This is a genomic window from Nocardia sp. NPDC059236 (assembly GCF_042754085.1).
Lineage (GTDB): Bacteria > Actinomycetota > Actinomycetes > Mycobacteriales > Mycobacteriaceae > Nocardia.
Map to the genome: position 1 here is coordinate 171,129 of NZ_JBHZAF010000009.1, position 25,265 is coordinate 196,393.

Genomic DNA, 25,265 nt, shown 5'->3' on the forward strand with positions numbered 1-25,265 from the left:
GGCGAGGGCGAGCACTGTGATCGCCACCGGCCGCCGGACCCGAGCGCACTGGCGAGCCGTCACGATCCCACCACGGACTGCTGGTCGGCGGGCGGGGTGTACACGTCGTCGGCGAGCTGCAACACCATGAAGCCGTTGTCATTGCAGGTGGCCCACAACTGGTTGCCGTGCCACTCCGGCGGGGAGAAGCACCAGTCGGTGGACAGGTCACCGAAGGCGACCATGCCGGACCGCGACGAGAGCGCCTTGTTCGGATCGAACTTGCCCTCCAGCACCGCCCGCGCCGCCGACGGGAACTCCATCACCGGGACGCCGATGAGCGAGGCCAGGGCGTGTGGGGAGTTCCACAGCTCCAGGTTCCGGCCCTTGCGGGCGGGCGGATTGAAGTACGCGATCTCCTTGGCGTGGAACGGATCCCGCACATCGAACACCCGGATGCCGGATTCCTCCCAGCCGCACGCCAGCGCGGTCGGATTCTCCGGCCGATCGGCGGCACAGTAGTGGGCGTCGTAGGAGAACACCGAGCCGCCCATGGCCGAGGCCAGCATCGAATCCTGATGCTCGGGCAGGTTGATCTCCAGCTTGATCTTGGCCGCGACCGTCGGGTTGGTCTCGTCGGAGATATCGATGAGTTTCACCCCGCCCGCGCCGCCCTCGTCCACGGTGAACAGGTACGGCTTGCCGTCGTAGGTGACCGGAATGCTGTGCTGGGTCGCCCAGCCATCGGTCCAGAACACCCGTCCCAGATGGTTGACCTGCGGGTTCGGATCCCGGCGCTGCACCGCGCTGATGTCCAGCACGGTGAAACCGGCCAGTGCGGACAGGTACATGCGATTGCCGTCCGGGCTGATCCCGAAGCCGTGCGCCTCGATGCCGGTGAGGCCCTGCCAGATCACGTGCGGATTCGCCGGGTCGGTCAGGTCGACCGCGCTGACGAAACCGGGCGCGATGCCCGAGGCCCAGTAGGTCCGGCCGTCCGGGGAGAACCCGCCCTCGTGGGTCGTGATCGGCAGCGGCATCAGCAGATTCGTGCCCGCACCGGTATTGAGCAGCCGCGGGTGGGCGCAGTCGGAGATGTCGTAGACCGACAGGAACCCGGCGCCCTCGCCGATCGGAACGCCGGTGCCCACCAGCAGCTTTCGCTCGGCATTGACCTTGAGCGATTCCCACGTGCCGGCGAGCATGGCGGGCTCGGTGAGGCTTCCGGTCACCACCGGGTTCGCCGGATCCGATACATCCAGCACCTGCACACCCTGCGCGGGCCCGAGAACATTGCCCGGGAACATCGACCCGGTGTAGGAGCAGTGGTCGTAGGTCGCCGAGGTGATCCCCGCGCCCCTGCCCACATAGCCGCCGACGAACGACAGATTGCAGCGATACCCCAGCGTGCTGCGCCCGCTGTTGCGATCCTCGGCCGGAACATCGCCCTGCAGACCGGTTTCCGGCAGCGCGTCGTCCCCGCAGTCCGCCCGCGGCACCGAGGTCCGTCCGACATCCAGGAACTGCTGCACCTGATTCGCGATATCGGATTGCAGATCCGCCGTCGCGCCCTGCATCGGCAGCAGGGCCGCCCCCAGCAGCGTCACCGCCAGCACCGCCGCCGGCTTGGACCGGCGCACGCCCGTGAACCGCATCATTGCGGTTACCCCCGTCTTCTTCCGAAACGTCCGTATCGTGACCGGTGGCACAGACAGCTATGCAATGTGGTCACCATTACGTCTCGGAACGCTAACGCATAAACTGACTGTCCGGTAGGGCGAGTCACAAATAAGTGTCTGTGACACCATCGGTCAGTCTGGCCGATCGTCCTGGGGGCCAGGCCAAATCCCTTGCTGCAGTGCGTAACAGACCCGGTCGGCCCGTCGATTTGGGAAACATCCGATGATCGAAGAGGATAGGCGACTCATGCGCACAACAGGATTCACAGCACTACTGGCGTGCACCGTGCTGGCAGCCGCCACCGGCTGCTCGAGCTCCCCGTCCTCCACCCCCTCCGCCGCGCCGACCACCTCGGCGCTCACCACGGGCGGCACCCCGTCCGGCGGCAACCAGGGCGGCGGCAACCAGGGCGGCGGCCCGGCCACCGGCACTCCCGCCTCCACGGCCGCGCAACCCACCGACACCCCCATCCCCGCCTGCGCCTCCGGCCAGGTCGACGTCACCGCGCAGAGCATGGGCGCCGCCATGAGCCACAACGGCATAACCCTCACCTTCGCCATCGCCAACCCGTCCCAGGCCTGCACCCTCACCGGCTACCCCGGCCTGGACGAAATCATCGACACAGGTACCGTCATCCACGCCGAACGCACCCCCAACGGCTACATCGGCGGCCTCCCCGCCGGCACCGACACCGCACCCACCGTGGTGGTCAAATCCGGCCACCCCGCCCACGCCATCGCCGAGGGCACCTCCTGCGGCCCCTACAACAAACCCGACCCTAAAGTCGTCAAAACCGAAGTAACCGCCCCCAACTCAACCGACACCCGCGTAATCGACGCCGCCGTCTACACCTGCACCCTCAAGATCCACCCCGTCACCGAGTAGAGAGATCCAGCCTGGTCACCGAGTGGCGGTCGCTGGGACGTCCTCAACAGTTGCCGAACTGCCGGATTCCGTGGACGAAGGCCCAGATGCGAGCAGCGTCGAGTCGGCCCGGGATTCCCGCACTTCGCACCCGAAAGTGGTTGATACGCAACTGCTGACGCCATCGGGAACTTCGGCCTCGATGAAGCGTTTCGGGGGTCCGCATCTCTACTGCTGACCTCAACAGTCGAACAGCGGAACCGGGCATGTCCAGCCTTGCTCGCCGAGGCGGCTAGGTACTGGTGGCCAGCAAGTCTCGGCAGGCGTCGAGCAGGCGGGTGCGGAGGACTTCTGCGCGGGTGGCGATGTCGGCTTGGGCGCGGACGTATTCGGCTCGGCCGGTGGGGGTTTCGATGCGGATGGGGGTGTAGCCGTAGGAGAGGAGGTCGTAGGGGCTGGCCTTCATGTCGAGTTCGCGGGCGGCGCAGGCCAATTCGAAGGCCTGGAAGAGGAGGTCGGAGGAGATCAGGGGGGTGAGTTTGAAGCCCCACTTGTAGACGTCCATGTTGGCGTGGAGGCAGCCGGGTTGTTCGCGGTCTATTTGCAGGTCGCGGGTGAGGGGTTCGGCGTTGCGGGGGGCCGCTTCGGGGGTGAAGAAGCGGAAGGCGTCGAAGTGGGTGCAGCGCAGCTGCATGGAGTCGACTACGGCGTCGGTGCCTTCGGGGCCCAGGCGGAGGGGGACCTGCTGGTGGCGGACGTCGTCGGTGCGGTAGACCATGGCCCACTCGTGGAGGCCGAAGCAGGAGAGCTGGGCGGGGCGGGTGGCGGTGGCCGAGAGGAGGCGGGCGACGAATTCGAGGGTGTCGCGGCGCTTTTCGAGGAAGGCCGGGTCGGCGGTCCAGTCGGGCGACGGGATACCGTCGGCGGGAGGGGCCGAGACCTGGTGGTAGCCGCGGGAACCCGCGTAGTCGGCGGCGTCGGCGAGGACGACGCCGAAGCCGGGGTGCCAGCGTCTGAGCTGGGCGGGCTTGTGGCCGTAGTAGGTGAACAGGAAATCGATCACCGGATGCTTCGAACCGGCTGCCCGGCGTTCGAGATACGGGCCGACCAGGGCGTCGACGCGGTCGCGGTGGGCGGCCGCCCGGCCCCGCCAGGCGGGGCCGGACAGCCATTCTGGTCCGGACGACACGGTGGAATCGGTGCGCGCGTTCATCATTCGGCGAGGCGGTGGGTGGCGTCGCGGACCGTGCCGACGAACTCCTCCACCAGATCTTCCAGGGCCACGATGCCGACCGTATTGCCGCGGCTGTCGACCACGCGGCCCAGATGGGAGTTGGTGCGGCGCAGGCGGGCCAGCGCCTCGAACAGGGTGGTGCCCATGCTGACGGTGGGCAGCGGGCGGATATCGGTGCGGGGGATGGGGGTGCCCGGGCCCGCACTGTCGTCGGCGGTCAGATCGAGCACGTCCTTGACGTGCAGGTAGCCGACCAGGGAACCGTCGTCCGCACGCACCGGGTACCGGGAGAATCCCGTTTCGGCGACGGCGGATTCGATATCGCCCAGCGTCGTCCCGTCCCCGCGCAGCGGCACCGAGCGGGTCTTGGCCAGCGTCACCATCACGTCGGCGACGATCCGGTCGCTCGAGCCCAGCGCCTGGGTGAGGCGGCGATGCTCCTCCTCGTCCAGCAGACCCTCCGAACGCGACTCGCCGAACATCTCGGCCAGCTCCACCGACGACACCGTGGAATCCAGCTCGTCCTTCGGCTCGATCCGCAGGGCGCGCAGGGTGATATTGGCCGCGAAGTTGTAGATCGCGATCAATGGCTTCGCCAGCCGCAGCCACATCAGATGCAGCGGAACCAGCAGCAGCGCCGACCGTTCCGGCCCCGCGAGCGCGATGTTCTTCGGAATCATCTCGCCCAGCAGAATGTGCAGGATCACCACGATGGTCAGCGCCAGCGCGAACGAGATCGGATGCAGCAGCGAATCCGGCACGCCCACCAGATCGAACGGCTTCTCCAGCAGATGCGCCACCGCCGGCTCACCCACGCGACCCAGCAGGATCGAGCAGATGGTGATGCCCAGCTGCGCGGCCGCCAGCATCATCGACAGGTTCTGACCCGCCTCGATGACCGTGTTGGCGCTCCGCTTGCCCTGCGCCGCAAGCGCTTCCAGCCGGTCGCGGCGCGCGGAGATGAGCGCGAACTCCGCACCCACGAAGAACGCGTTGCCCAGCAGCAGCACCAGCGTGAGCAGGACGGCGTACAGGTCACCCATGGCTGTGCTCCCAGGTCGCGAGGGCCTCGGCGTCGACGGGCCGGATCAGGACGCGGTCGATGCGCCGGCCGTCCATCCGCTCCACCCGGGCGATCCAGCCGCCCTTGGTGTGCGGCTGCTCCAGCTGGTGGTTGCCGGGCTGCGGCAGCAGCACCTCGTCGCCGGTCTCGGGGATCCGGCCCAGCCGGGTCAGCACCAGGCCGCCGATGGTCTCGTACTCGCCCTCGGGCGCGTCGTAACCGGTGGTGCGGGAGACCTCGTCGATGCGCAGCAGGCCCGAGCAGTTCCAGCCGTTCGGGGTGCGGCGCACATCGAGCTCCTCCTCGTCGTGCTCGTCGCGCACGTCGCCGAGGATCTCCTCGATCAGGTCCTCCATGGTGACGATGCCGGCGGTGCCGCCGTACTCGTCGACCACCAGCGCCACCTGCATGCCGTCCCGGCGCACCCGGTCGAGCACCTCGTCACCATCGAGGCTGGCGGGCACGATCGGCACCGGCTGGGCGATCGTCTTCAGTTTGATGCTGCGGCGATCCCTGGCCGGATGCACGAAGGTCTGCTTCACGTGCACGAAGCCCAGGGTGTTGTCCAGGTCGCCGTCGATGACCGGGAACCGGGAGTAACCGGTCTCGCGGGCGGCGTCGACCAGATCGGCGAGAGTGCAATCCTGATCGAGGGATTCGATCGTCATCCGCGGCGTCATCAGCTCCTCCGCGGTGCGCTCACCGAACTGCAGCGAGCGATCCACCACCTGCGCGGTGCGCTGATCCAGCACCCCGTGCAGTGCGGAAGTCCGCACCAGCGAACCCAGTTCCTGCGGCGAGCGCGCCGAACGGAGTTCCTCCGCGGGCTCCACGCCCAGCCGGCGCACCGCCCAGTTGGCGGCACCGTTCAGGAAATTGATCATCCACTTGAACACGGTGGAGAACGCGATCATCGGCCCGGCGGTCAGCCGTGCCATGGACAGCGGGTTGGCGATGGCGATGTTCTTGGGCACCAGCTCGCCGTAGATCATGGACAGCGAGGTCGCGATGAGCAGTGCCAGCGCCAGCGAAATGCCCGGTGCGGTACCGGCGCTCACCCCGAACGAGCGGAACATCGGCTCCAGCAGCCGTGCCAACACGGGCTCGGCGATATAACCGGTGATCAGCGTGGTGATGGTGATGCCCAGCTGGGCGCCCGACAACTGGAACGAGAGTGTGCGATGCGCCTGCCGCACCTGCCGGGCCCGGCGGTCGCCATCGCGGGCGTGCGCCTCCACGGTGGAGCGTTCCAGGGCGGTGAGCGAGAATTCGGCGGCGACGAACAGTGCCGTGCCGGCGGTCAGAGCGATGAATCCGAGCAGACTGAGAACGGTGAGCAGGACCGACACGGTCAGCACCACCTGGCCGTTTCCGAAGCCGGTATTGCGGGGAAGCCGGGTTCGTCACCCGGCTCGGTAGAGGAGCCCTCCTGTGAAGCGCCCTTGGACGCGGGTGACAACTTGTTCCTTTCGCAGGGGTTGCTGGCGGAGATACGCCACCGATACCCATTTCTTGGGTCGGTCAGGCCATGCTACCGGGCGGCTTCCAGGGTTTCCGCACAGCGGTGCCGTATCACATCCGGCGGCGGCCCCGCATCGCCGCAGGGCCGGGCCCCGCACACGCGAAACCCGGCGGATCCGAGAGGGACCCGCCGGGCTCGGGATGTGCAGTACTAACCGGTGGTGATCACCAACCGGAGGGCAGCGGCCGGCCCTCGGCGAAACCGGCGGCCGACTGCACGCCCAGCACGGCGCGCTCGTGGAACTCGCCGATGGTGCGGGCGCCGGCGTAGGTGCAGGAGCTGCGCACGCCGGAGGTGATGTGGTCGAGCAGGTCCTCCACGCCCGGGCGCTCGGGATCCAGGCGCATGCGCGAGGAGGAGATGCCCTCCTCGAACAGCGCCTTGCGGGCCCGGTCGAACGCCGAGTCGGTGGCGGTGCGGGCGGCCACGGCACGCTTGGAGGCCATGCCGAAGGACTCCTTGTACCGGTTGCCGTCGCGGTCGACGCGCAGGTCGCCGGGTGACTCGTAGGTGCCCGCGAACCAGGAGCCGACCATCACGTTGGCCGCGCCGGCCGCGAGGGCCAGGGCCACGTCGCGCGGGTGGCGCACGCCGCCGTCGGCCCACACGTGCTTGCCGAATTCCTTGGCGGCCGCGGCACATTCGGCCACGGCCGAGAACTGCGGGCGGCCCACGCCGGTCATCATGCGGGTGGTGCACATGGCGCCGGGGCCCACACCGACCTTGATGATGTCCGCGCCGGCCGCGATCAGATCGCGGGTGCCGTCGGCGGAGACCACATTGCCCGCGACCAGCGGCACGCCCAGATCCAGCGCGGCCACCGAGGCCAGCGCCTCCAGCATTCTCTGCTGGTGGCCGTGCGCGGTGTCCATGACCAGGACGTCGGCGCCCGCGTCGACCAGGGCCTTGGCCTTGGCCGGGATGTCGCCGTTGATGCCGACGGCGGCCGCGATGCGCAGCCGGCCCCTGGCGTCGGTGGCCGGGGTGTAGATGCCGGTGCGGATGGCGCCGGTCCGGGTCATCACACCCGCGAGGGTGCCGTCGGCATGGACCAGCACGGCCAGGTGGGCGTGTTTGGCCTCGAGCAGATCGAAGATGTCGCGCGGCGAGGAGTCGGCCGGGGCGCTGACGAAATTGGCGTCGGCGACCACGCTCAGGCGGGCGAAGCGGTCCACGTCGGCACAGGCCGCCTCGGTGACCACACCGACCGGCTTGCCGTTCTCGACCACCACGACCGCGCCGTGGGCGCGCTTGTGGATCAGGGCCAGCGCATCGGACACCGACTGGTCGGGATCGAGCACCACGGGGGTGTCGGCGGTGAGCGAGCGGCTCTTGACGAAGGCGATGGTGGCGGCGGCCGCGGGGATCGGAAGATCCTGCGGCAGTACCACGATGCCGCCCCGGCGGGCGACGGTCTCGGCCATGCGGCGGCCGGCGACGGCTGTCATGTTGGCGACCACGAGCGGAATGGTCGTGCCGCTCCCATCGGTGGTGGAGAGATCGACATCGAACCGGGACGCCACATCCGTCCGGCGGGGGACGAGAAAGACGTCGTCGTAGGTCAGGTCGTAGGGCGGAGTCTGCCCGGGAAGAAACTGCACGTTGGACCATGGTAGCTGAATGCTGAGAGTTCGCGGTGCGATCGGGCGGGGAAAATGCCAGGCGGGTGAAGGCGGGGTCTCCTATGTTGGCGTCCGTGACCGATCTTGCGGCGCTCGCCGATCGACTGGATGTCAGCGACACCATCACCAAACTCTTCGTCTACTGCGACCAGGCCCGCTGGGCCGACCTGCGCGAGTCGGTGCTCGCGGAGGAGGTGTTCTTCGACAACGGCTTCGGCGGACCCGTCGGCCCGCAGCCCGGCGCCGACATCGCCGATGCCTGGGCCGCCGGCCTGGGCGCCCTCGACGCCGTCCACCACCAGGCCGGCAATCACCTCGTCGAGATCACCGGCGACACCGCGCTGGCCCACGCCGACGCCATCGCCGTGCACGTGAAGAACGACGCCACCGGCGGCACCACCCGCTGGTTCGTCGGCAGCTATGTCCTCGGCCTGCAGCGGACCGAAAAGGGCTGGCGCATCGACCGTTTCGAATACAGGCTGAAGACCATCGACGGCAATGCCGACCTGCTCTGAGCGGTAGCTCAGGACGCGGTGGGGATGAACAGCCCCTCGAAGGGCGGTTCGCCCACCGCGACGGTCGTGTGACCGCGTCCCTCGGTGTCGGCGGCCAGCACCAGATCACCCGGTGCGAACCGCCGGCGCTCACCGTCGGAGGTGGTCACCTCGATCACGCCGCGCAGCATGATCACCCACTGCCGGGCCGGGGCCGGATGCGGCTCACTGTCGAAGCCCGCGCTGCGCAGATAGGACACACCCGCGGTCGAGGGCATGCCGCCGACGGCCATGGCGGGCACTCCGATCGCCAGAGTTCGCTCAGCCAAGGGGATTTCGGCGTCGGTGAACGTCGAACCACCCTCGTTCGTGGCTTCGATGACGGTGTAGCGCAGGTTCTTTCGTTCGCTCATGGCCCAAATGCTCACCGCCCGGCCGCGAGTTCGCGATTCCCTCCAGGGAATGACGCGGAGGCTGTCCGCTCCCCCGCGCCGAGCCACCAAAGTTCCGTTTGCTGAAGGATTGCTACGGCCACTTTTGGGCTCGGAGTTATCTCAATCTCGTCCGATTTGCCGGAAAACCCGCTCGATTTCGCGCGCGTGTCGTAGGAACGTCCAAGCGTGTTGGCGTCAGCGGGACGAACGTCGGGCCGCGCCCGGCTTGCGCTTCTTGTTGTGCGGCCGGCTCTCGCCCTTCGGCCGTTGCCGGAACCGCGGCTGCTCGCGCGGAGCCTCCGCTGCGGGCGCCGGCGGCGCCGAGGGATCCGGCACCGGACGGCCGCTCGGCCGGCGCGCGCCCGTGATCTCGAGCAGCCGTCGATCGCCCGGCCGCACCTCCACGTCGGTGAGCGTCACCGAGGCCCGCTCCGCCAGTCGCGTGGCCTCCTCCCGATCGTCCGGGGTGACGATGGTGACGACCGTGCCCGACGCACCCGCCCGCGCGGTCCGCCCGGTCCGGTGCAGATAATCCTTGGGATCCGCGGGCGGATCCACGTGCACGACCAGCGAGACATCGTCGATGTGCAGCCCGCGGGCGGCCACATCGGTGGCGACCAGTACGGGTGCGGTTCCGCCCGCGAACGCCGCGAGCATGCGATTGCGCTGGTTCTGCGCCTTCCCGCCGTGCAGCGCTACCGCGCCGATCCCGATCTCGCGCAGCTTGCGCGCCAGCTTGTCGGCACCGTGCTGGGTGCGCACGAACAGCAGCGTCCGGCCCTGTCGCGCGGCGATCTCGCTGACCACCGCCCGCTTGTCGGACCGCCGGACATGCAGGGCGTAGTGCGCGATATCGGGTCCGGCCGCGACGTTTCGGAGCTCGCTGCCCGAATCCTCCTCTGCCACAACGGCATCCACCGGCCCCGGCGATGCTGCGGCCGGAACGGTGCCGATCGCATGGGTCGCCGGTTCCCGCAGGTACTTCCGCACGAGTCCGTCGACCGTCTCGTCGAGGGTCGCCGAGAACAGCAGCTGCTGTGCCTCGTCCGGCACCTTGTTGAGCAGCGCCGTCAGCTGCGGCAGGAAGCCCAGCTCGGCCATGTGGTCGGCCTCGTCGACCGTGACGACCCGAATGTCGCCCAGCTGCACCGCTTTCCGCCCGAGCAGATCGGTCAACCGCCCCGGCGTCGCGATGACGACGTCCACCCCGCGCGCCAGCCGCTCCTCCTGCTTCTTGATCGGCAACCCGCCGACCGCCGTGGCCAGCCGCAACCCCAGTGACAGCGCGGGCTCGTCCAACGCGCTCTCGATCTGAATCGCCAGCTCCCGCGTCGGGGCCAGAATCAGCCCGCGCGGCCGCCGCGGCGCACTCGGCGCACCGAACAGCCGCGCCAGCATCGGCAGCCCGAACGCGAGCGTCTTCCCCGACCCCGTCGCCGCCCGGCCCAGCACATCCCGTCCGTCCAGAATGTCCGGAATCACTGCCGCCTGAATGGGAAACGGCTTATCGATCCCGCCTCGGCGCAGCGCCTGCACCAGTACCGGTGGGAGTCCCAGATCCGTGAACCGCACCTCGCCGCCTCCTGAACCGGCGCCCGCATGGTCGTTCACCGAGCTCGTGGTCTCAGCCGGGTTGCGCTGGTCCCGCCCGCTCTCACTGGCGTCGGTCCGGCGTCGGGCTTCGGCCGCTCGGTCGGTCGGCGAAGCCTCGGCTGCGGGTGACGAGTCGGTGGCGATGGTTTCCTCCAGGGCTGAAGTGGGTGTCGAAGTCGAAGTCGGGTTGCCACTGCTCGCGGGCGGTGGCGAAAGGCTCTCGCCCGGGCCGGAATCGGCGGCGGGCATGGCGGATTGCGCCGCGCCCGAGTCGGATTCGGGAGCAGATAGGTGGTGGGGATCAGGCACGGCTGACCAGGCGGCTGAGCTCGACCAGCCAGGGGATCGCGACGGCGAGGGTCGGGACGACCAGGATCGCGGCGGCGGCGAGGTAGGCAGCGACGGCGATGCGGAGATCGCCGATCGGACCGGCCAGGCGCTGGATGCGGATCAGGGTGGTGGGGCCGCCGACGGCCATGGCGCCCTGCGGGGCCGGGGAATTGGAGCAGGCCACCAGGGCGCGCGCCAGGGGAGTGGGACCGGTGACCTTGACCGCGGAGTCGTCGGCGAGCAGTTCGATGAGCAGCTTCACCGAGTCCAGCGCGGATTTGGAACGGACCACGCGGGGGAACGCCTCGTGCGCGGCGGTGAAGGCCTCGAGCACCAGATCGTGGCGGGCGCGCAGGTGGGAGCGCTCGTGGCTGACGATGGCGGTGAGTTCCTCGTCGGACAGGTTGGTGACGGTGCCCTGGCTGAGGACTACCCGCCGGCGCAGGCCGGGCAGGCAGTAGGCGATCGGCTCGGGGGCGGCCAGTACCCGGATATCGGCCGATTTCCGATGCACACCGGACTGGTCCAGCAGGTCGACCAGCATGCGGTGGCGGGCGCGGCGACGGCGGGTGTGGATGCCGACCCGGATCACCGACCAGATCAGCCGCGCTCCGACGAGCAGGGTGAGCGCGAACACCAGGACCAGGGCCAGCCACAGCGGCAGACCGAGGGCGTCGATCTCCTTGCTGGGGGTGGTGGTCGGACGGCCGTCGCCGCCCGGGACGAGGAGCCGGGAGGCGATGGCGAGTCCGGAACCGAAGGCGCTCAGCACCGCGGCCAGCGCGATCGCCTGCCACAGCACCAGCGCCGCACGGGGGCTGCGATAGGGCCAGGTGGCACGGCTGAGCAGCGTTGGCACCGGTCCCGCCAATAACAGGGCGAGACCGGCGAAAACCGGCGCTGTCCAGTCCATGTCCTCAGCTCACTGCGTTGTGGGGCTCGGGCCGAGGCTACGGCTATTCGGACTCGGGTTTGTCCTTGCGCGCCACCTCGGTGGCTTCGAGCTTAGCGAGTGCGTCGCGCAAAGCGGCAGCCTCGTCCGCGCCGACCTGTTCGACGAAGTGCACCAGCGCGGCGCGGCGACTGCCAACTTCGTCCGCCTGCTGCAGTGCGTCGACCATGAGGCTGGCGACGAGTTCGTCGCGCGTGTGCACCGGCGCGTAGCGGTGCGCACGGTCGTCACGCTGCTGGACCACCAGATTCTTCTTCGCCAAGCGCTGCAGAACGGTCATCACCGTGGTGTACGCGAGTTCACGACGCTCAGCGAGTGCTTCATGGACCTGCCGGACCGTTTGCGGTTCGTCGGCCGACCACAACTGGTCCATGACCGCTTTCTCGAGTTCACCAAGACCTGCCATCCCACAAGTTTACGGAGGCAACGACAGGAATGCGTACTACAGCCCGTCGTAACCGGCGAGTTGCTGGTGTGGTATTGCTCATACCCCGGCATCCGCCGGCATGTCTCCGGATCGGGAGTCGCGCACGTGCCGGGCGCCGATGGGCACGATCATCGGCCGCCCCGACACCGGGTCCTCGAGCACCTCGGCGCGCAGGCCGAAAACCGCGCGCAGCAGCTCGGCGTCGATGATGTCGGCGGGGACGCCCTGGGCGACGATGCGGCCGGCGTGCATGACGATGAGGCGGTCGCTGTAGCGGATGGCCAGATTCAGATCGTGCAGGACCATGACCACGGTGCGGCCGAGGTCGTCGTGCAGGCGGTCGACCAGGTCGAGGACCTCGAGGGAATGGGCGAGGTCGAGGTAGGTGGTCGGCTCGTCGAGCAGCAGGATGTCGGTGCCCTGGGCCAGGGCCATGGAGATCCAGGCGCGCTGGCGCTGGCCGCCGGAGAGCTCGTCGAGGGTGCGGCCCGCCAGCTCCGCGATACCGGTCTGTACCAGGGCGGCGGTCACCTCGGCCTCGTCGTCGGCCGACCACTGCCGCAGCCAGGACTGATGCGGATGCCGGCCGCGGGCCACCAGATCCGCGACGGTCAGGCCCTCGGGCGCGACCGGCGTCTGGGGCAGCATGCCGACGATGCGCGCGGTGTCCTTGGTCTTCATGGTGGAGATGGCCTTGCCGTCCAGCAGGACTCGGCCCGACCGGGGCCGCAGCAACCGGCCCAGGGAGCGCAGCAGCGTCGACTTGCCGCAGCCGTTGGGGCCGATGACCGTGGTGATCAGCCCGGGCTCGATCTGCACCGACAGCCCGTCGACGATGACCCGTTCGCCGTAGCCGAGGGTGATGTTTTCCGCCGCGAGAGTCACAGTGTCGCCTTCCGGTTGGTGCGAACGAGCAGGTAGAGCAGGAACGGTCCGCCGACGGCCGCGGTGACCACGCCGACCGGCAGCGAGACGAGAAAGACGGTGCGCGCGAGCAGGTCCGCCCCGACCACCGCGATGGCGCCGACCAGTGCCGAGGCGATGACCGGTTCCCCGGGCGTGTGCAGCAGCCGCCGCGCGATCTGCGGCGCGGCCAGTCCCACGAACCCGAGCGGGCCCACCGCCGCGGTGGCCAGCGCGGCGCAACCGACTGCGGCGGCAATGAGAATCGCCTGCTGGGTCTGGATGTGGACGCCGAGGATGCGTGTGGTGTCGGTGCCGAATCGCAGCGCGGCCAGCGTCCGCGCCGACCCGGCCGTGACGAGCAGCGCGACGCCCAGGCCGATCGCGGCGGGCACGAGGGTCGACCAGTCCGCCGCGTTCAGCGACCCGGTGAGCCACTGCTGGGCATGTGCGGCATCGGTGAGCGTGGCCCGCGTCAACAGCCAGCTCACCACCGACAGCAGCGCCGCGTTCACGCCGATCCCGATGAGCACCAACCGGAATCCCATGACCCCGCTGTCCCCGGTCGTGGTCCGGCCCCAGGCCAGCAGGTAGATCAGTACGGCGGTGAGCAGCCCGCCGGCCAGTGCCGCCGCCGAAACACCCAGCGCCGCGGCCGTACCCGTCCCGACGCCACCCATCCCGACCAGCACCGCGACCGCACCGCAGCTCGCGCCGGAGGTGATTCCGAGCAGATCCGGGCTGGCCAGCGGATTGTGCAGAATCGATTGCGTCACCGCGCCGGCCAATCCCAGCGCCGCCCCGACCACGATCGCGGTCAGCGCCCTGGGCAGCCGCGAATCCATGATCACGAACCGCTGCGCGCGAGTCCCTCCGCCGCCCAGCACATCCAGCACTCGCCCGAGCGGAATCCGGAACTCGCCCACCGCGATATCCAGCGCGAACAGCCCGAACAACAGGGCCGCGAGCGCGAGCACGGTGAGTAGCGCGCCGATCCGCAGCACTGCCGAGAACCTGCCCACGCGCACCGCGGGCCGGACAGCGCGCAATTCGTCGGCGTGAGCCTGGTCGCTGCTCCCGGCTGGTTCCGCACGTCCGGGAGTGCCGGGGTGATCGGAGGCGATCGGCGGTGTTGCCGGTGCGGGCCGGGCGGAGGGTGATCCGGTGCTTCCGGAAGCGTTTGCCGTGGGGTGGCCAGGGCTCACAGGGGCTGAGGTGTTGTTGGGAGGTGTCGGAAGAGTCACAGGCTCACCAGCTTTCGGCGGCGGACCAGCAGGATGAAGAACGGTGCGCCCAGGGCGGCGAGGGTGACGCCGGCCTGGAGTTCGCCCGGGCGGGCGATGAGGCGGCCGGCGGTGTCGGCGACGAGCAGGACCAGCGCGCCGAGCAGGCCCGAAAAGGGGAGCAGCCAGCGGTAATCGGGGCCGGTGAGGGCGCGCGCCAGATGGGGGACGATCAGGCCGAGGAAGGCGATCGGTCCGACGGCGGCGGTGGCCGCGCCGGCGAGGAGGACGACCGCGGCCAGGCCGAGCGCCCGGCTGCGGGTGATATTCACGCCGAGACCGCGGGCGACATCATCGCCGAGGCCGAGCAGGTTGAGGGCGGGGGCGGAGGCCAGGGCCAGGATCGCGCCCAGCGCGAGGAACGGCAACACCTGACCGAAGGTGGAAGCGTCGTGCCCGGCCACGTCGCCGACCACCCAATAGCGGTAGGTGTTGAGGGCCGTGCCGTCCAGCAGGACAACGATATTGGTCATGGCCTGCAGGAACGCGGTGACGGCCGCGCCGGCGAGGACCAGGCTGAGCGGGCTCGCCCGGCCGCCCCCGAGCGAGGAGACGCCGAACACCACCAGGCCCGCGAGCAGCGCGCCCGCGAAGGCGAACCAGATGTACTGCGTGGGCGTGGTGAGGGCGAGCAGGTGGATGCTCAGCGCGGCGAGGAAGGCCGCGCCCGCATTGATGCCCAGTAATCCGGCGTCCGCCAGCGGGTTTCGGGTGTAGCCCTGGATCAGGGCTCCGGCCATGCCGAGCGCGAGTCCGGCGACCAGGGCGAGTCCTGTTCGCGGAAGGCGTAATTCGCGCACGATCTGGGCGGCCGAGCCGTCCGCGGGACACGAGAGTGGCAGTCCACCAGGGCAAATGAGCGCGTCGTACACGGTTCCGAGGCTCAGATTCCGGGAGCCGAGGGCAATGCTGGCCGCGATGGCACACAGCAGCAGGGCGGCGAGAACGAGAAGTCCGGACAGACGTCGCCGTCTGGTGGTGACTACGGCGGGCACGGTGACGAACTACTCCTGACGCGTTCATTGCTTCATTAAGTCTGGTAAGCCTAACCTATCTTTCCGTGGTCGTTGTCCATGCATTGGCCGAATAGTCGATGAATGAGGAGGTTCGATGCTCGAACCCGTAACCGTGTGTCCGCCGCGCGATTCCCGGCTCGCCTTCGGGACTGCCTGTTCCCGCCTGCGCGCCCTGCAACCCGAACACCCGCGCGTCTACGCCGTCGCCGCCATGGCAGACCAGGGCAAACGCCGCTGGTGGCGGCTCGCCGACGGCATCCGCGAGGGCCGGATCGAGGTGATGTACCGGCGGCACGCGGCCGAGATGAGCAATGCCGACATCGCGGCCGAGGTGGTGGCCACGGCGCTCATACACGCGGTGATCGGACGGGTGATGGCCATGGTGGTGTCCGAGGGCCGAGCCTGGGATCCGGGCCTGGAGAACCTGTGGATCCACACCGACAACGACGGCGGCATCGACTGGGCGGGCCTGTCCGACACCACGATCCGCGTGATCGACGGCGACCCCCTCGCCGGCGAGGACGGCGTCGTGGCCCTGCCCTGTGAGCCGGCGCTCTACGTCTGGCTCGCCCACCGCTGCCTGCCGGCCCTGTCCCTGGTCCAGCAGGCGATGGCGCGCTGCGCGGGTCTGGGCATCCGGCGCTTCTGGGGCCTGGTCGCGGAATCCATTGTGGGCGCGGCGACCTACGTGCCCGCGCTGTCGCGCACCTCCTCCTCGGAGGGCGCGCGCCGCGGCCAGGCCATGCTGGCCGCGTTCGAGGACCGCGGTCTACCGGTCCGCCGGGCCTGCATCAGGTAGGCCCGACCCACACCTGGCGTCGGCCGGTCGAGACCGGATCCGGTCTCGACCGGGGTCAGGAGACGGACACCGGCCCTGCTGCATCGTCCGCGGCCCGGGTGGAGTCGGGCCTCCGCCGGGAATGCAAGGGCCAGAGCAGAACCCACAGCACGCCACAGACATTGTCGGGCCTCGCTCCTCAGACCGTGATGGTGATCTGCTGGTCGATGGTCTCGATGGCCGACTGCAGCACCCCGGCCTGGTCCTGGTTGCTGGTGGCGTTCAGCTGCAGGACGTAGTAGACGCCGCCGGCTCCCGGAATGACCACGGTCTCCTGTGCGGACACCGCGGGAATGCCTTGCAGCGTGTAGGTTCCCGCGATCCGGTAAGCGGGGAATCCGGAGACGGCGGTGACCGAGCCGGTGCCGATCTGGGTGAAGCCGGGCAGGTTCTTCATCTCGCCGGCGGCGTCGGCGATCAGCTTCTGCGGATCGACCGTGCCCTGCAGTTTCGACAGCAGCGCAATGATATTCGGGGTGTAGTTCGCCCCTACCGCGTCGGGGCCGCTGTAGACGATCGCGCCGATGGCGTAGTCGGGGGTGTCGGATCCGGCATCGGCCCAGCCCGCAGGGTAGGGCAGGGTGATCGCCGGTGCGCCCGGATCGCCGTTGTGCACCGGGGTTTCGGTGATGTGCTGGTCTTTGATGTAGTCGGCGATCGTGTAGTTCGAGCCGCCGGTGGTGTCGAGCGTGCGCGGTGCGAGTTTGCTGTTGGCCGGATTCGCCGATGTGGTCGGCTTGGCCGCACTCGAGGTCACCGCCGCCGAGGACGTCGGAGCGCTCTTCGCGCTGTCCTTGCCGCCGCAGCCGGTGAGCGCCACGCTCACCGCCACCGCCGCCACGGCGACCCCGATCAGGCCGCGATTTCCCATCATCATGGGCACCTCCTTGTCGAATCGAGCCGTCGAAAGGTAGCCACCCGGGATTGGGATTCGATTGAAACCGCCGTCCATGCCGGTTCCAATCCGGGCCGATTACCGTCCGAGAGACCCGGCGACGAGCCGGTACTCCGGAACCCAAGGAGCGGCCACGTGCCCAGCGGTCGTGTTATTCGTGCGTGGCGTCCCGGGTCAGCCCGGCGACGCGGGCCGTCAGCAGCGGATCCCACGCGTGCTCGCCGGTGGCGTCCGCGATGCGCTGTGCCCGGGCGAGCAATCCGCGCGCCTCGGCGGTGCGGTCGTGGTGTTTCTCGATATCGGCGAGCAGGGCCAGGAAGAACGGGGCCATGACGGTGCTGCCGTCCTCGGTGATGGCCTCGTACGCCGCGAAGGCGGCGGCCGGATCGGTGTCGTCGCCGGTGAGTGTGCGGGCCCAGACCTCGACCACCTTGGCGCAGGCCGCCCACTGTCCACCGCCCGCGGCGCTGAGTTCCGCGTGCACCGCCGCGGCGGCGCCCGCGGTGCCTTCGGTGACGCCGAGCACGCCGTAGACCTCCACGAAGGTCAGCCGCGCGGCCAGGATATTGAAGACGTCACCGCGAGTCCGGGCCAGCTCCAACGACATTCGGCAGCATTCTTCGGCGGCGTCACGGTCGCCGCGCAGCGCCTCCATCAGACCCATCCAGCAGTACACCCGGGGATGGAAGAAGTGTGTGGGGTCGCTGACCGTCTGCGGTGGCGGGAAGGTCTCGAGCATGCGGCGGGCGCGGGCCAGCATGTCGTCCCGGTCGCCCCGCAGTGCGGTGGTCATGATGTCCACGAACTGGCTCGCCACCCCGGCGGCGGGATCGTTCGAGGCCTCGTACCGGGACCGGAGGCCGTTGGCGATGACCTCGGCCTCGTCGAGCCGGCCGCGGGCGCACAGCATCATGCAGCGCATGGCCGCCGCGCCGTAGAAGTCGCGTCCGTCGATCTGCTCGCCGAGTTCGAACGCGCGTTGCACGGCGGTCAGGGCCGTGGCGCTGGTCTGGCCGTGCAGGATGCCGCGGGCCCCGGCGAGGTGCAGCCACAGGGCCGACTGTCGTTCCAGCAGTTCGGGTTTGGCGGGCAGGCGGCGGCAGATCTGCAGTGCATGCTCGGCCAGGGTGACGAGGTCCACGTAGGCGGATCGGGCGAGGGCGCGCTGGATCACGGTCTCGTGGATCGCCAGGGCCGCATGGGTATTGATCTCGGTGCCCGCCCGCCACGCGTGGTCGGCGGCGGCGATGGCCTCCTCGTAGGGCGAGGTCGGCAGCGCGGCAGCGCGATCCGACGCGATGGCCGAGTGCGTGGCGGTCCGCTCCGCCACCGGAATCCGGGCCAGCACCGCGTCGCGCAGCAGGCCGTGACTGAAGCAGAACACGCCGGGCCGTTCGCGGTGCTCGTCGAGCAGACCCGTCTCGTAGGCCGGTCGCAGCCGGGCCCGGACCGACGGTACCGGCGAGTCGAGGATGCCCGCGAGCGTCGCGACATCGAACTCCGGGCCGATCACCGCGGCCGCGGCGAGCGCGCGCCGGCTGGGCTTGCCCAGCACCGCCAGCCGGCGACCGACCGCGGCGGCGATGGCATCGGGGACGGCGTCGAGGTCGGGCACGGCGGGGCCCGGGTGTTCGCCGACCGCGTGCGCCCGCGCCAATTCCTTGATGTAGAAGGGATTTCCGCGGGCATATGCCCACAGGTGCTCCGACAGTTCGGGGGTGGCGGGAGTGCCGGTGAGCCGCTCGATCAGCTCGCCGGCCGCGTCGCGATCGACGCCCCGCAGGGGCACGGTCGAGATCTCGCTCGATCCGGTGAGCTTCTCGTACAGCTGCCGGTTGACCGGGCGGCCGCTGCCGAAATACGTCCAGGTGCAGACGATCTGGATGGGCAGGCGGGCGATGCGTGCGGCCAGCAGGAGCAAGGCGCTGCCGGAGGCGGCATCGGCGAGGTGCAGGTCGTCGATGACCAGCAGCAGCGGGCGCAGGGCGGCCAGCTCGGCCAGGGCGGTCACGATGCCCTCGAAGAGAGGAAAGCCGGTCGCGGCGGGCCCGGGCGTGGCCGCCGCTCCGGTGTGCCATTCGGGCACCAGCGCGTCGATGACGCCGGGTGCCCTGTGGCGCACCGCGTTCCGGCCCGCCTCGCCGAATTCGTCACCCAGCCGGCGCAGGATCTGGATCCACATCCACAGTTGGGGGACGCGGATGCCGGTGGGGTGAGCCGCCCAGGCGACCGTCAGACCAGCTGCGCCGGCGCGGCCGGATACCGCGTCGGCCACCGCCGTCTTGCCGATTCCGCTCTCCCCGGTCACCACGATCAGACCGCCCGACCCGGAGTGGGCGCGTGTCACCGAGTCGATGAGCGCTTCGAGTTCGACCGCGCGGCCGACCAGGGCCGGTCGGCGGGCGTCCGGTCCGGCCACGGCAAGTGGTGCGGGCGAGGGTCTTTCGAGCAGCAGATCGGTGGAGTTGTCGCTGATCTTGCGATACAGGGTGCGCAGATCTTCGCCGGGTGGTGCCCCCACCTCGCGGTCGAGTGTGTCGCGGGCGCGCTCGAAGGCGCCCAGCGCGTCGGGCCCGCGTCCGGTGCGGAAGAGCGCGAGCATCAGGTGGCCCCACAGCTTTTCGTGCACCGGGTCGTTCGCGAGGGCGGCCTCGAGTTCGGGTATCAGTTCACTGCCACCGCCCAGCCGCAGCGCGGCATCGAATCGGGACTCGATCGCGAGCCTGCGCAGCGCCGAATACCGCAGCACTTCCGCGTGGGCGAACTCGTGATCGGCGAATTCGCCGAAAGGCCTGCCGCGCCACAGTCGCAACGCGGTGGTCAGCGTGTCGAACCCGAGTTTCGCGTCGTCGCGGCCGAGCGCCGCACGGCCTTCATCGACGAGGTGTTCGAAGGTGGCGAGGTCGAGCCGATCCTCGCCCACCAGAGTCAGCCGATAGCCGAGCGGCAAGGTCTCCAAGCGCGTCACCGGGGCATCGGTGTCAGCGGCCGTCAGGCACCGGCGGAGATTGGAGACATAGGACCGCAGTGATACCAGCCCCTTGGCAGGCGGCTCGTCGTACCACAGCGCGTCGGTGAGCCGATCGACACTGACGACCGTGCCACGCTCGGCCAGCAGCACGGCGAGCACGCACCGCTGTTTCGGCCCGCCCAGGGCCGCCCGGGTCCCGTCGACGCACGCCTCGATCGCACCGAACAGCGAGTACTCGACCGGACCGGTCATGCGGATGCGTCTCTCTCGTACAGGCGAACACGGCTAAAACCGCAGATTTGGTTTGTAACACGTCCCGCCGCGCCCCGCCCACCGGTCACAGAAATTCAGCACATGAGCGGCAATCCCGTCAGCGCTGCTCACCGACCTCCTCCGGGGGAAAGGCCGGCGCGAGGGCTTCGGTCAGCCGCTGGGCGAAGGCCTCGTGCTGGTCCGCCAGGTCCGGACGGTCCTTCGCGAACTCGGCCCAGTCGGCGTCGATGGCGACGCGCCGCAGCTGGATGAACCGGGTGTCCGGGGTGACCGCGCGGAGCAGTTCCGGCGTCGGCGTGCAGTGCTCGGCGAGCAGGACGGCGTCGTAGAGGTCCTTGCCCTCGGGGAAGCGGTCGTCGGTGAGCCACAGCGGTTTCCACGTCGGCGACAGTTCCGGGCCGGCCGCGAGCATGGCGGCGGCCGGGCCGGGCCCCAGTGCGGTCCACGGGGTGGCCGTCATGGCCGATTTCCTCCCTCGGTGATCCAGCCGGCGTCGATCGACTCGTCGGTGTCGAGGACGACGAATTCACGTTCGGCGGAGAGTACTTCGTAGTTGTTCGCCTGTAGCGCGGTCAGTAGGGCGGTGTGGCGGGCGGTGGCGGTGGTGTTTCCGACCAGGCGGCAGCGTTGGGTGACGAACCGCTCGGTGCGGCCGTCGGGCCGGGTGCGGCGGGCATTGGCGGACAGGTGTGCGGTGTGTTCGGTGGCGAGGCGGGCGAGTGCGCGCACCTCGGTGCCGAGTGTGAGCAGGAGTTTGATGTGGTGCTCGAAGTAGTAGCCGGCACCCAGTGCGACGGCGGCGTCATCGGTGGCGGGCACGCCTGCCGCCCAGGGTGTCGCCTCGATCTTGGTGCGGACCACCTCGAATCCCGCAACATCGAGCCGCGCGGTCAGTGCCGCTATCGAATTCGCAACCGCGGGAAGCGATCCCGCGGCGTGGACGGTGAGCATCGGCTGGTCGATGACGCGGCCGCGCTCCAGCACGATGTGCACGAACTTCAATCCGTGTGCGGCGGCGTACCGTTCGAGGCGTCCGGCATCGGTCGCGCGCACGGTGAGGTGGGCTTCGAAGTCGCCGTGGAAGATCGGGGGAGCGGTCGCGGTCACCGCGCCATCCTCGCAAACCCACCGCCGTGTCGTCCCAGGGTTTTCGGCGCAGGATCAGTGCGCGTAGATCCCGGGGCGCTGCCGGTGCCAGGGGAGTCGGCGCTCCAGGTCGGCGGCGATCGCGAGCAGGGTGGCCTCCCGTCCGTAGCCGGCGACGAACTGCACGCCGACCGGAAGGTTCGAGGCCGATCGGCCCAGCGGCAGCGAGATGGCCGGGTTGCCCGTCGCATTGAACAGCGCGGTGTACGAGCCGAATTCGAAGATCTTGCGATACCACTCGGGTGCGGTCAGCGCCGGATCGTCGGCGTCGAGGTGGCCCAGCGGCAGCGCCGGGCGCGCGGTGGTGGGGGTGAGGTACAGGTCGTAGTCGGTCAGCAGCCGGGCCACCGCGCGGCGAGCCGTATTGAAGGTCGACTCGACCGCGTACAGATCGGCCGCGGTGCGGGTGGCGCCGTAGGCGACACAGGCGCGGGTGGTGGCCTCGAGGTGATCGGCGCCCGGCGTGACGCCCAGCGCGGCCGCGGCGGTGCTGACGGCGTCGGCGAGGAAACTGCACCAGGCGTCGAGGTTGGCGCGGTGGAACGCCTCGTAATCGACAGCGGGATCGGCCAGTTCGACCTGATGCCCCATGTCGGCCAGTTCGCGGGCGATGTCCGCGACCGCCCGCGCGCAGTCCGGATCGGCCTGCGACAGGTCGGCGGTCACGGCGATGCGCAGCACGGGCGCGGGCCGGGTGATGAGTGTGCGGAAGTCGGCCGGCTCGGCCGGGAACAGGTACTTGTCCCCGGGTTCGCTGCCGTGCACGGCGTCGAGCAGGCCCGCGCAGTCCCGCACCGTCCGGGTGACCGCGAACTCCACACCCATGCCCAGCAGCGGATCGGCGTAATCGGGTGCGGCGGAGACCCGTCCGCGACTCGGCTTCAGCCCGACCAGTCCGCACACCGCCGCCGGGATCCGGATGGATCCGCCGCCGTCATTGGCGTGCGCGACCGGCAGCGCCCCGGCAGCTACCAATGCGGCGGCGCCACCGCTGGATCCGCCCGCGCTGCGCGCCGGATCCCACGGATTGCGGGTGGGCGCACCGTAGGCGCGTGCTTCGGTGGTGGCGTTGAAACCGAGCTCGGGGGAGGTGGTCACCGCCATGGTGGCCAGGCCCGCGCGCCGGAAGCGGGTCATCAGCGCGGTGTCGTGGGGGTGCGCCACACCCTCGCCGAACAACCGGCTGCCATTGCGCTGCGGCACGCCCGCCGCGTGGATGATCAGATCCTTGATCGCGAACGGCACGCCGGCGAACGGACCGGACGGGTCGTAGTCCAGCGGCCGCTCGAACACCTCGCCCACGACCGCCCCGAGTTGGGGATCGACCTGGGCGATCGCGGCCGCTGCCGCGGCCTGGACCTCGGCGGCCCCGGCCTGTCCCTGCCGCATGAGGGTGGCGAGACCCGTCGCGTCGTGTGCCGCGTAGTCGGCGATATCCATCGGAAGCCTCCCGGTGCTGTGTGCTGGTGCGCCAGAACGTAGGTCGCTGCGCCGGGTGCGGCGTCCGTCGATCGACGGACGCGGTTCAGCGGTCCGGGTGCTGTCTGCACACCGTCCCGTGGCCGCGGGAATCGTGACCGGCGTCATACTGGCCGGATGGTTGCCGCATCTGATGAGGGTCTGGACCCGGCCGTCGCCCTGCGGGTCCGGACGTCGATCGCGGCGGCGACACCGGACCGGCCGGGTCTGGGCCGGGTGCTGTTCGAGCTGTCGCGGGTCGTCGCCTTCAAGCACGCGGCGCTGACACGGTTCGATCCGGTCGCCGGAGTGCATCGCACCGCGGCCAGCGTCGGGTATCCGTCGGGCGCGCTCGAGGTCATCGACACCTGCCTGCACACGCATCCGATGTTCGCCCGTCTCCGGGACGAGCGGGTACCCCTCGAACTGGGTGCGGTTCCGGCCACGGCTCGCTCCGGACCGGTGTTCGAACGGGTCATCGTGCCGCTCGGTTACCGGCAGGGCCTCACCCAGCCGTTGTTCGGCGTGGACGGCCGCTACCTGGGCATGCTGAACATGAGTGGCACTGCGGGCGTGCCGTTCTCGCGGTCGTCGATCACCGCGCTCGCCCTGCTCGCCGACGTGGTCGGCGCGGCGCTCGATCCGTGCCGCAGCCCCGAGACCGCGGTCGACCCCGGGGAATCGGTCGTGCTCGTCGGCCCAGGGAATGACGTGCACGCGGTGACGGAGTTCGCCGTGCCCGGGTTGTTCGCGCCCGGTACCGCGGGATTCCAGCTCGCGCGGCTGGTGGCCGAATCCGGTTGTCCGCGTGACCATCTGCTGCTCGTCGGCGGGGTGGTCTACCGGACCCGGATGCGCCCGGCCCGCTCCGGCGGCACCCGGGTCGCCTACCGCCGGATCGACCCGCCGCACGCGCTCACCCTGCGCGAACTCGGGGTCCTCGCGCTGCTCCCGGCGGGCGGATCCAATGCCCGGATCGCCGCCCACCTCGGCGTCGAACCCTCCACCGTCGCCACCCATATCGAACGCATTCTGCGGAAACTGAACGCGCCCAACCGAACCGTCGCCGCCACCACCGCGGCGCGCTGGGGCCTCGAGGTCGATGCCGCGCGCTGATCGGCGCGGAACATGAAGTGGCACCGGGGTCCCGCTCGATCTGCAGCTCTACGAGGTGGAGAGCGCCCGATACCCGGGATGGATCCGCATGCTGTGGGCATGGCCGGATAGGACGAAGGTGGTGGGTTCCGTCGAACGACGGAACCCACCACCGGCAGGGGATCGGGGCCACCGCAGCCCTCGGGGCCTCGCTCGATCCTGACGCCGAAGCCAGTATAGGTCAGGCTTACCTAACTAGGCAAGGGCGTCGACCCGGCGGTTCGGACCAAGATCCCGCGTGCGAACGTGGAGCCATGAGCGACGACTTCTCCTCGATCAAGTCCCTGGCCGATATCACCCCGGAGCTGATGAACAAGCTCAGCGAGGGCACTTTCACCGACCTGCTGGGACTGAAGTTCACCGCGCTGAGCGGTGACGGGGTGGCCGCGGAGTGGGTGGTGACGCCGCAGCAGTATCAGCCGGCGGGCATCGTCAACGGCGGTGTGTACTGCACGGTCATCGAGACCCTCGCCAGCGTGGCCGCCGGCGCCTGGCTCGGCGATCGCGGGACCGTGGTGGGCGTCAACAACAACACCGACTTCCTGCGCGCGGTGCGGGAGGGCAAGCTGACCGGTGTCGCGAGCCCGGTCCACCGCGGGCGTTCGCAGCAGCTGTGGCAGGTGGTGATCACCGACGAACAGGATCGGACGGTGGCGCGCGGTCAGGTCCGGCTGCAGAACCTCAACCCCCAGAACTGAAGGCGCGGAACCGGAATCGCCGCGTCGGAACTCGTCGTCCGCGGATCGTATATCACCGAAACATGCTGGTAACGCAGGTCGTGCCAGAATGACCGACGATCCGTCCCCGCGATTCGACGAGGAGTCCGAATGCGACTGTCGCCGCACGAGCAGGAGCGCCTGCTGCTGAGTTACGCGGCCGAGCTGGCCCGGCGGCGACAGGCCCGTGGACTCAAACTGAACCACCCGGAAGCGATCGCGATCATCACCGATCACGTGCTCGAGGGGGCGCGCGACGGCCGCACCGTCGCCGAGCTGATGGCCTCGGGCCGCACCGTGCTCACCCGCGACGACGTCATGGACGGTATCCCGGAGATGATCCACGACGTCCAGGTCGAGGCCACGTTCCCGGACGGCACCAAGCTGGTCACCGTCCACCACCCGATCGGATGACGG

Annotated in this window: 23 protein-coding genes; 6 read left to right on the forward strand and 17 right to left on the reverse strand. The window is 69.8% G+C overall.

The annotated features are described in order from the left end of the window. Window positions 1–59: 59 nt before the first annotated feature. Window positions 60–1,637, reverse strand: a complete 1,578-nt coding sequence (locus ACFXIV_RS24350; protein ID WP_379402006.1) for an LVIVD repeat-containing protein — start codon at window positions 1,635–1,637, stop codon at window positions 60–62. A 268-nt stretch (window positions 1,638–1,905) separates the two neighbouring features. On the opposite strand from ACFXIV_RS24350, the gene ACFXIV_RS24355 reads away from it, so the two are divergent. Further along, the gene (locus tag ACFXIV_RS24355; RefSeq protein WP_379402005.1) at window positions 1,906–2,544 is read left to right on the forward strand and encodes a DUF4232 domain-containing protein; all 639 of its coding nucleotides are present in this window, start codon (window positions 1,906–1,908) and stop codon (window positions 2,542–2,544) included. Window positions 2,545–2,815: 271 nt separating this feature from the next. Here the strand turns inward: ACFXIV_RS24355 and ACFXIV_RS24360 are convergent, their stop codons facing one another. From ACFXIV_RS24360 to ACFXIV_RS24375, 4 genes are all read right to left on the reverse strand, one after another. Then, complete coding sequence (locus ACFXIV_RS24360; RefSeq protein WP_379402096.1) at window positions 2,816–3,736, reverse strand: 3-methyladenine DNA glycosylase; 921 nt, start codon at window positions 3,734–3,736, stop codon at window positions 2,816–2,818. Then, entirely contained in the window at window positions 3,736–4,800 is a 1,065-nt protein-coding gene (locus ACFXIV_RS24365) for a hemolysin family protein (RefSeq protein ID WP_379402004.1), read from the reverse strand. Before ACFXIV_RS24365 ends, ACFXIV_RS24360 begins: the two co-directional genes overlap by 1 nt. Then, the gene (locus ACFXIV_RS24370; protein ID WP_379402094.1) at window positions 4,793–6,169 is read right to left on the reverse strand and encodes a hemolysin family protein; all 1,377 of its coding nucleotides are present in this window, start codon (window positions 6,167–6,169) and stop codon (window positions 4,793–4,795) included. Before ACFXIV_RS24370 ends, ACFXIV_RS24365 begins: the two co-directional genes overlap by 8 nt. A 337-nt stretch (window positions 6,170–6,506) precedes the next feature. After that, on the reverse strand, window positions 6,507–7,943 hold the full coding sequence (locus ACFXIV_RS24375) for a GuaB1 family IMP dehydrogenase-related protein (RefSeq protein WP_379402003.1): 1,437 nt from the start codon (window positions 7,941–7,943) through the stop codon (window positions 6,507–6,509). Between the two features lie 95 nt (window positions 7,944–8,038). Here ACFXIV_RS24375 and ACFXIV_RS24380 point away from each other — a divergent pair, with 95 nt between their 5' ends. Then, the gene (locus tag ACFXIV_RS24380) at window positions 8,039–8,479 is read left to right on the forward strand and encodes a nuclear transport factor 2 family protein (protein WP_379402002.1); all 441 of its coding nucleotides are present in this window, start codon (window positions 8,039–8,041) and stop codon (window positions 8,477–8,479) included. An 8-nt stretch (window positions 8,480–8,487) separates the two neighbouring features. Here ACFXIV_RS24380 and ACFXIV_RS24385 read toward each other — a convergent pair whose 3' ends face one another. The 7 genes from ACFXIV_RS24385 to ACFXIV_RS24415 form a co-directional block, all read right to left on the reverse strand. Further along, window positions 8,488–8,871 carry a hypothetical protein gene (locus tag ACFXIV_RS24385; protein WP_379402001.1) on the reverse strand — a complete coding sequence of 128 codons (384 nt, stop codon included), beginning with the start codon at window positions 8,869–8,871 and terminating at the stop codon, window positions 8,488–8,490. 216 nt (window positions 8,872–9,087) lie between these two features. After that, entirely contained in the window at window positions 9,088–10,464 is a 1,377-nt protein-coding gene (locus ACFXIV_RS24390) for a DEAD/DEAH box helicase (RefSeq protein WP_379402000.1), read from the reverse strand. Between the two features lie 322 nt (window positions 10,465–10,786). After that, window positions 10,787–11,728 carry a M48 family metalloprotease gene (locus ACFXIV_RS24395; protein ID WP_379401999.1) on the reverse strand — a complete coding sequence of 314 codons (942 nt, stop codon included), beginning with the start codon at window positions 11,726–11,728 and terminating at the stop codon, window positions 10,787–10,789. Between the two features lie 43 nt (window positions 11,729–11,771). Continuing rightward, window positions 11,772–12,173 carry a BlaI/MecI/CopY family transcriptional regulator gene (locus ACFXIV_RS24400; protein ID WP_379401998.1) on the reverse strand — a complete coding sequence of 134 codons (402 nt, stop codon included), beginning with the start codon at window positions 12,171–12,173 and terminating at the stop codon, window positions 11,772–11,774. Window positions 12,174–12,251: 78 nt separating this feature from the next. Next, window positions 12,252–13,079, reverse strand: coding sequence for an ABC transporter ATP-binding protein (locus tag ACFXIV_RS24405; protein ID WP_379401997.1), 828 nt, complete (start codon window positions 13,077–13,079; stop codon window positions 12,252–12,254). Next, the gene (locus ACFXIV_RS24410) at window positions 13,076–14,101 is read right to left on the reverse strand and encodes a FecCD family ABC transporter permease (RefSeq protein WP_379401995.1); all 1,026 of its coding nucleotides are present in this window, start codon (window positions 14,099–14,101) and stop codon (window positions 13,076–13,078) included. The genes ACFXIV_RS24405 and ACFXIV_RS24410 overlap by 4 nt, the downstream gene beginning before the upstream one ends. Before the next feature lie 236 nt (window positions 14,102–14,337). Continuing rightward, window positions 14,338–15,375 carry a FecCD family ABC transporter permease gene (locus ACFXIV_RS24415; RefSeq protein WP_379401994.1) on the reverse strand — a complete coding sequence of 346 codons (1,038 nt, stop codon included), beginning with the start codon at window positions 15,373–15,375 and terminating at the stop codon, window positions 14,338–14,340. A 115-nt stretch (window positions 15,376–15,490) separates the two neighbouring features. Between ACFXIV_RS24415 and ACFXIV_RS24420 the strand changes: the two genes are divergently transcribed. Next, a complete protein-coding gene (locus ACFXIV_RS24420) occupies window positions 15,491–16,195 on the forward strand; it encodes a hypothetical protein (protein ID WP_379401993.1) in 705 nt (234 codons plus the stop codon). Between the two features lie 178 nt (window positions 16,196–16,373). On the opposite strand, the gene ACFXIV_RS24425 is transcribed toward ACFXIV_RS24420, so the two are convergent. From ACFXIV_RS24425 to ACFXIV_RS24445, 5 genes are all read right to left on the reverse strand, one after another. Continuing rightward, window positions 16,374–17,111, reverse strand: coding sequence for an LpqN/LpqT family lipoprotein (locus tag ACFXIV_RS24425; RefSeq protein WP_379401992.1), 738 nt, complete (start codon window positions 17,109–17,111; stop codon window positions 16,374–16,376). 169 nt (window positions 17,112–17,280) lie between these two features. Beyond that, the gene (locus ACFXIV_RS24430) at window positions 17,281–20,352 is read right to left on the reverse strand and encodes a BTAD domain-containing putative transcriptional regulator (RefSeq protein WP_379401991.1); all 3,072 of its coding nucleotides are present in this window, start codon (window positions 20,350–20,352) and stop codon (window positions 17,281–17,283) included. 118 nt (window positions 20,353–20,470) lie between these two features. Continuing rightward, the gene (locus ACFXIV_RS24435; RefSeq protein WP_379401990.1) at window positions 20,471–20,833 is read right to left on the reverse strand and encodes a hypothetical protein; all 363 of its coding nucleotides are present in this window, start codon (window positions 20,831–20,833) and stop codon (window positions 20,471–20,473) included. Then, window positions 20,830–21,480: a hypothetical protein gene (locus ACFXIV_RS24440; RefSeq protein ID WP_379401989.1), complete on the reverse strand. Its 651-nt coding sequence runs from the start codon at window positions 21,478–21,480 to the stop codon at window positions 20,830–20,832. Before ACFXIV_RS24440 ends, ACFXIV_RS24435 begins: the two co-directional genes overlap by 4 nt. Window positions 21,481–21,534: 54 nt before the next feature. After that, window positions 21,535–22,959, reverse strand: coding sequence for an amidase (locus tag ACFXIV_RS24445; RefSeq protein WP_379401987.1), 1,425 nt, complete (start codon window positions 22,957–22,959; stop codon window positions 21,535–21,537). Between the two features lie 156 nt (window positions 22,960–23,115). Between ACFXIV_RS24445 and ACFXIV_RS24450 the strand changes: the two genes are divergently transcribed. The 3 genes from ACFXIV_RS24450 to ACFXIV_RS24460 all read left to right on the forward strand — a co-directional run bounded on the left by ACFXIV_RS24450 (window position 23,116) and on the right by ACFXIV_RS24460 (window position 25,262). Beyond that, the gene (locus tag ACFXIV_RS24450) at window positions 23,116–24,093 is read left to right on the forward strand and encodes a LuxR C-terminal-related transcriptional regulator (RefSeq protein ID WP_379401986.1); all 978 of its coding nucleotides are present in this window, start codon (window positions 23,116–23,118) and stop codon (window positions 24,091–24,093) included. A gap of 293 nt (window positions 24,094–24,386) precedes the next feature. Next, the gene (locus tag ACFXIV_RS24455; protein WP_379400236.1) at window positions 24,387–24,830 is read left to right on the forward strand and encodes a PaaI family thioesterase; all 444 of its coding nucleotides are present in this window, start codon (window positions 24,387–24,389) and stop codon (window positions 24,828–24,830) included. A 129-nt stretch (window positions 24,831–24,959) separates the two neighbouring features. Then, window positions 24,960–25,262 (forward strand): urease subunit gamma, encoded by a 303-nt coding sequence (locus ACFXIV_RS24460; protein WP_326310528.1) that lies wholly within the window; start codon window positions 24,960–24,962, stop codon window positions 25,260–25,262. The last annotated feature ends 3 nt before the right edge of the window (window positions 25,263–25,265 follow it).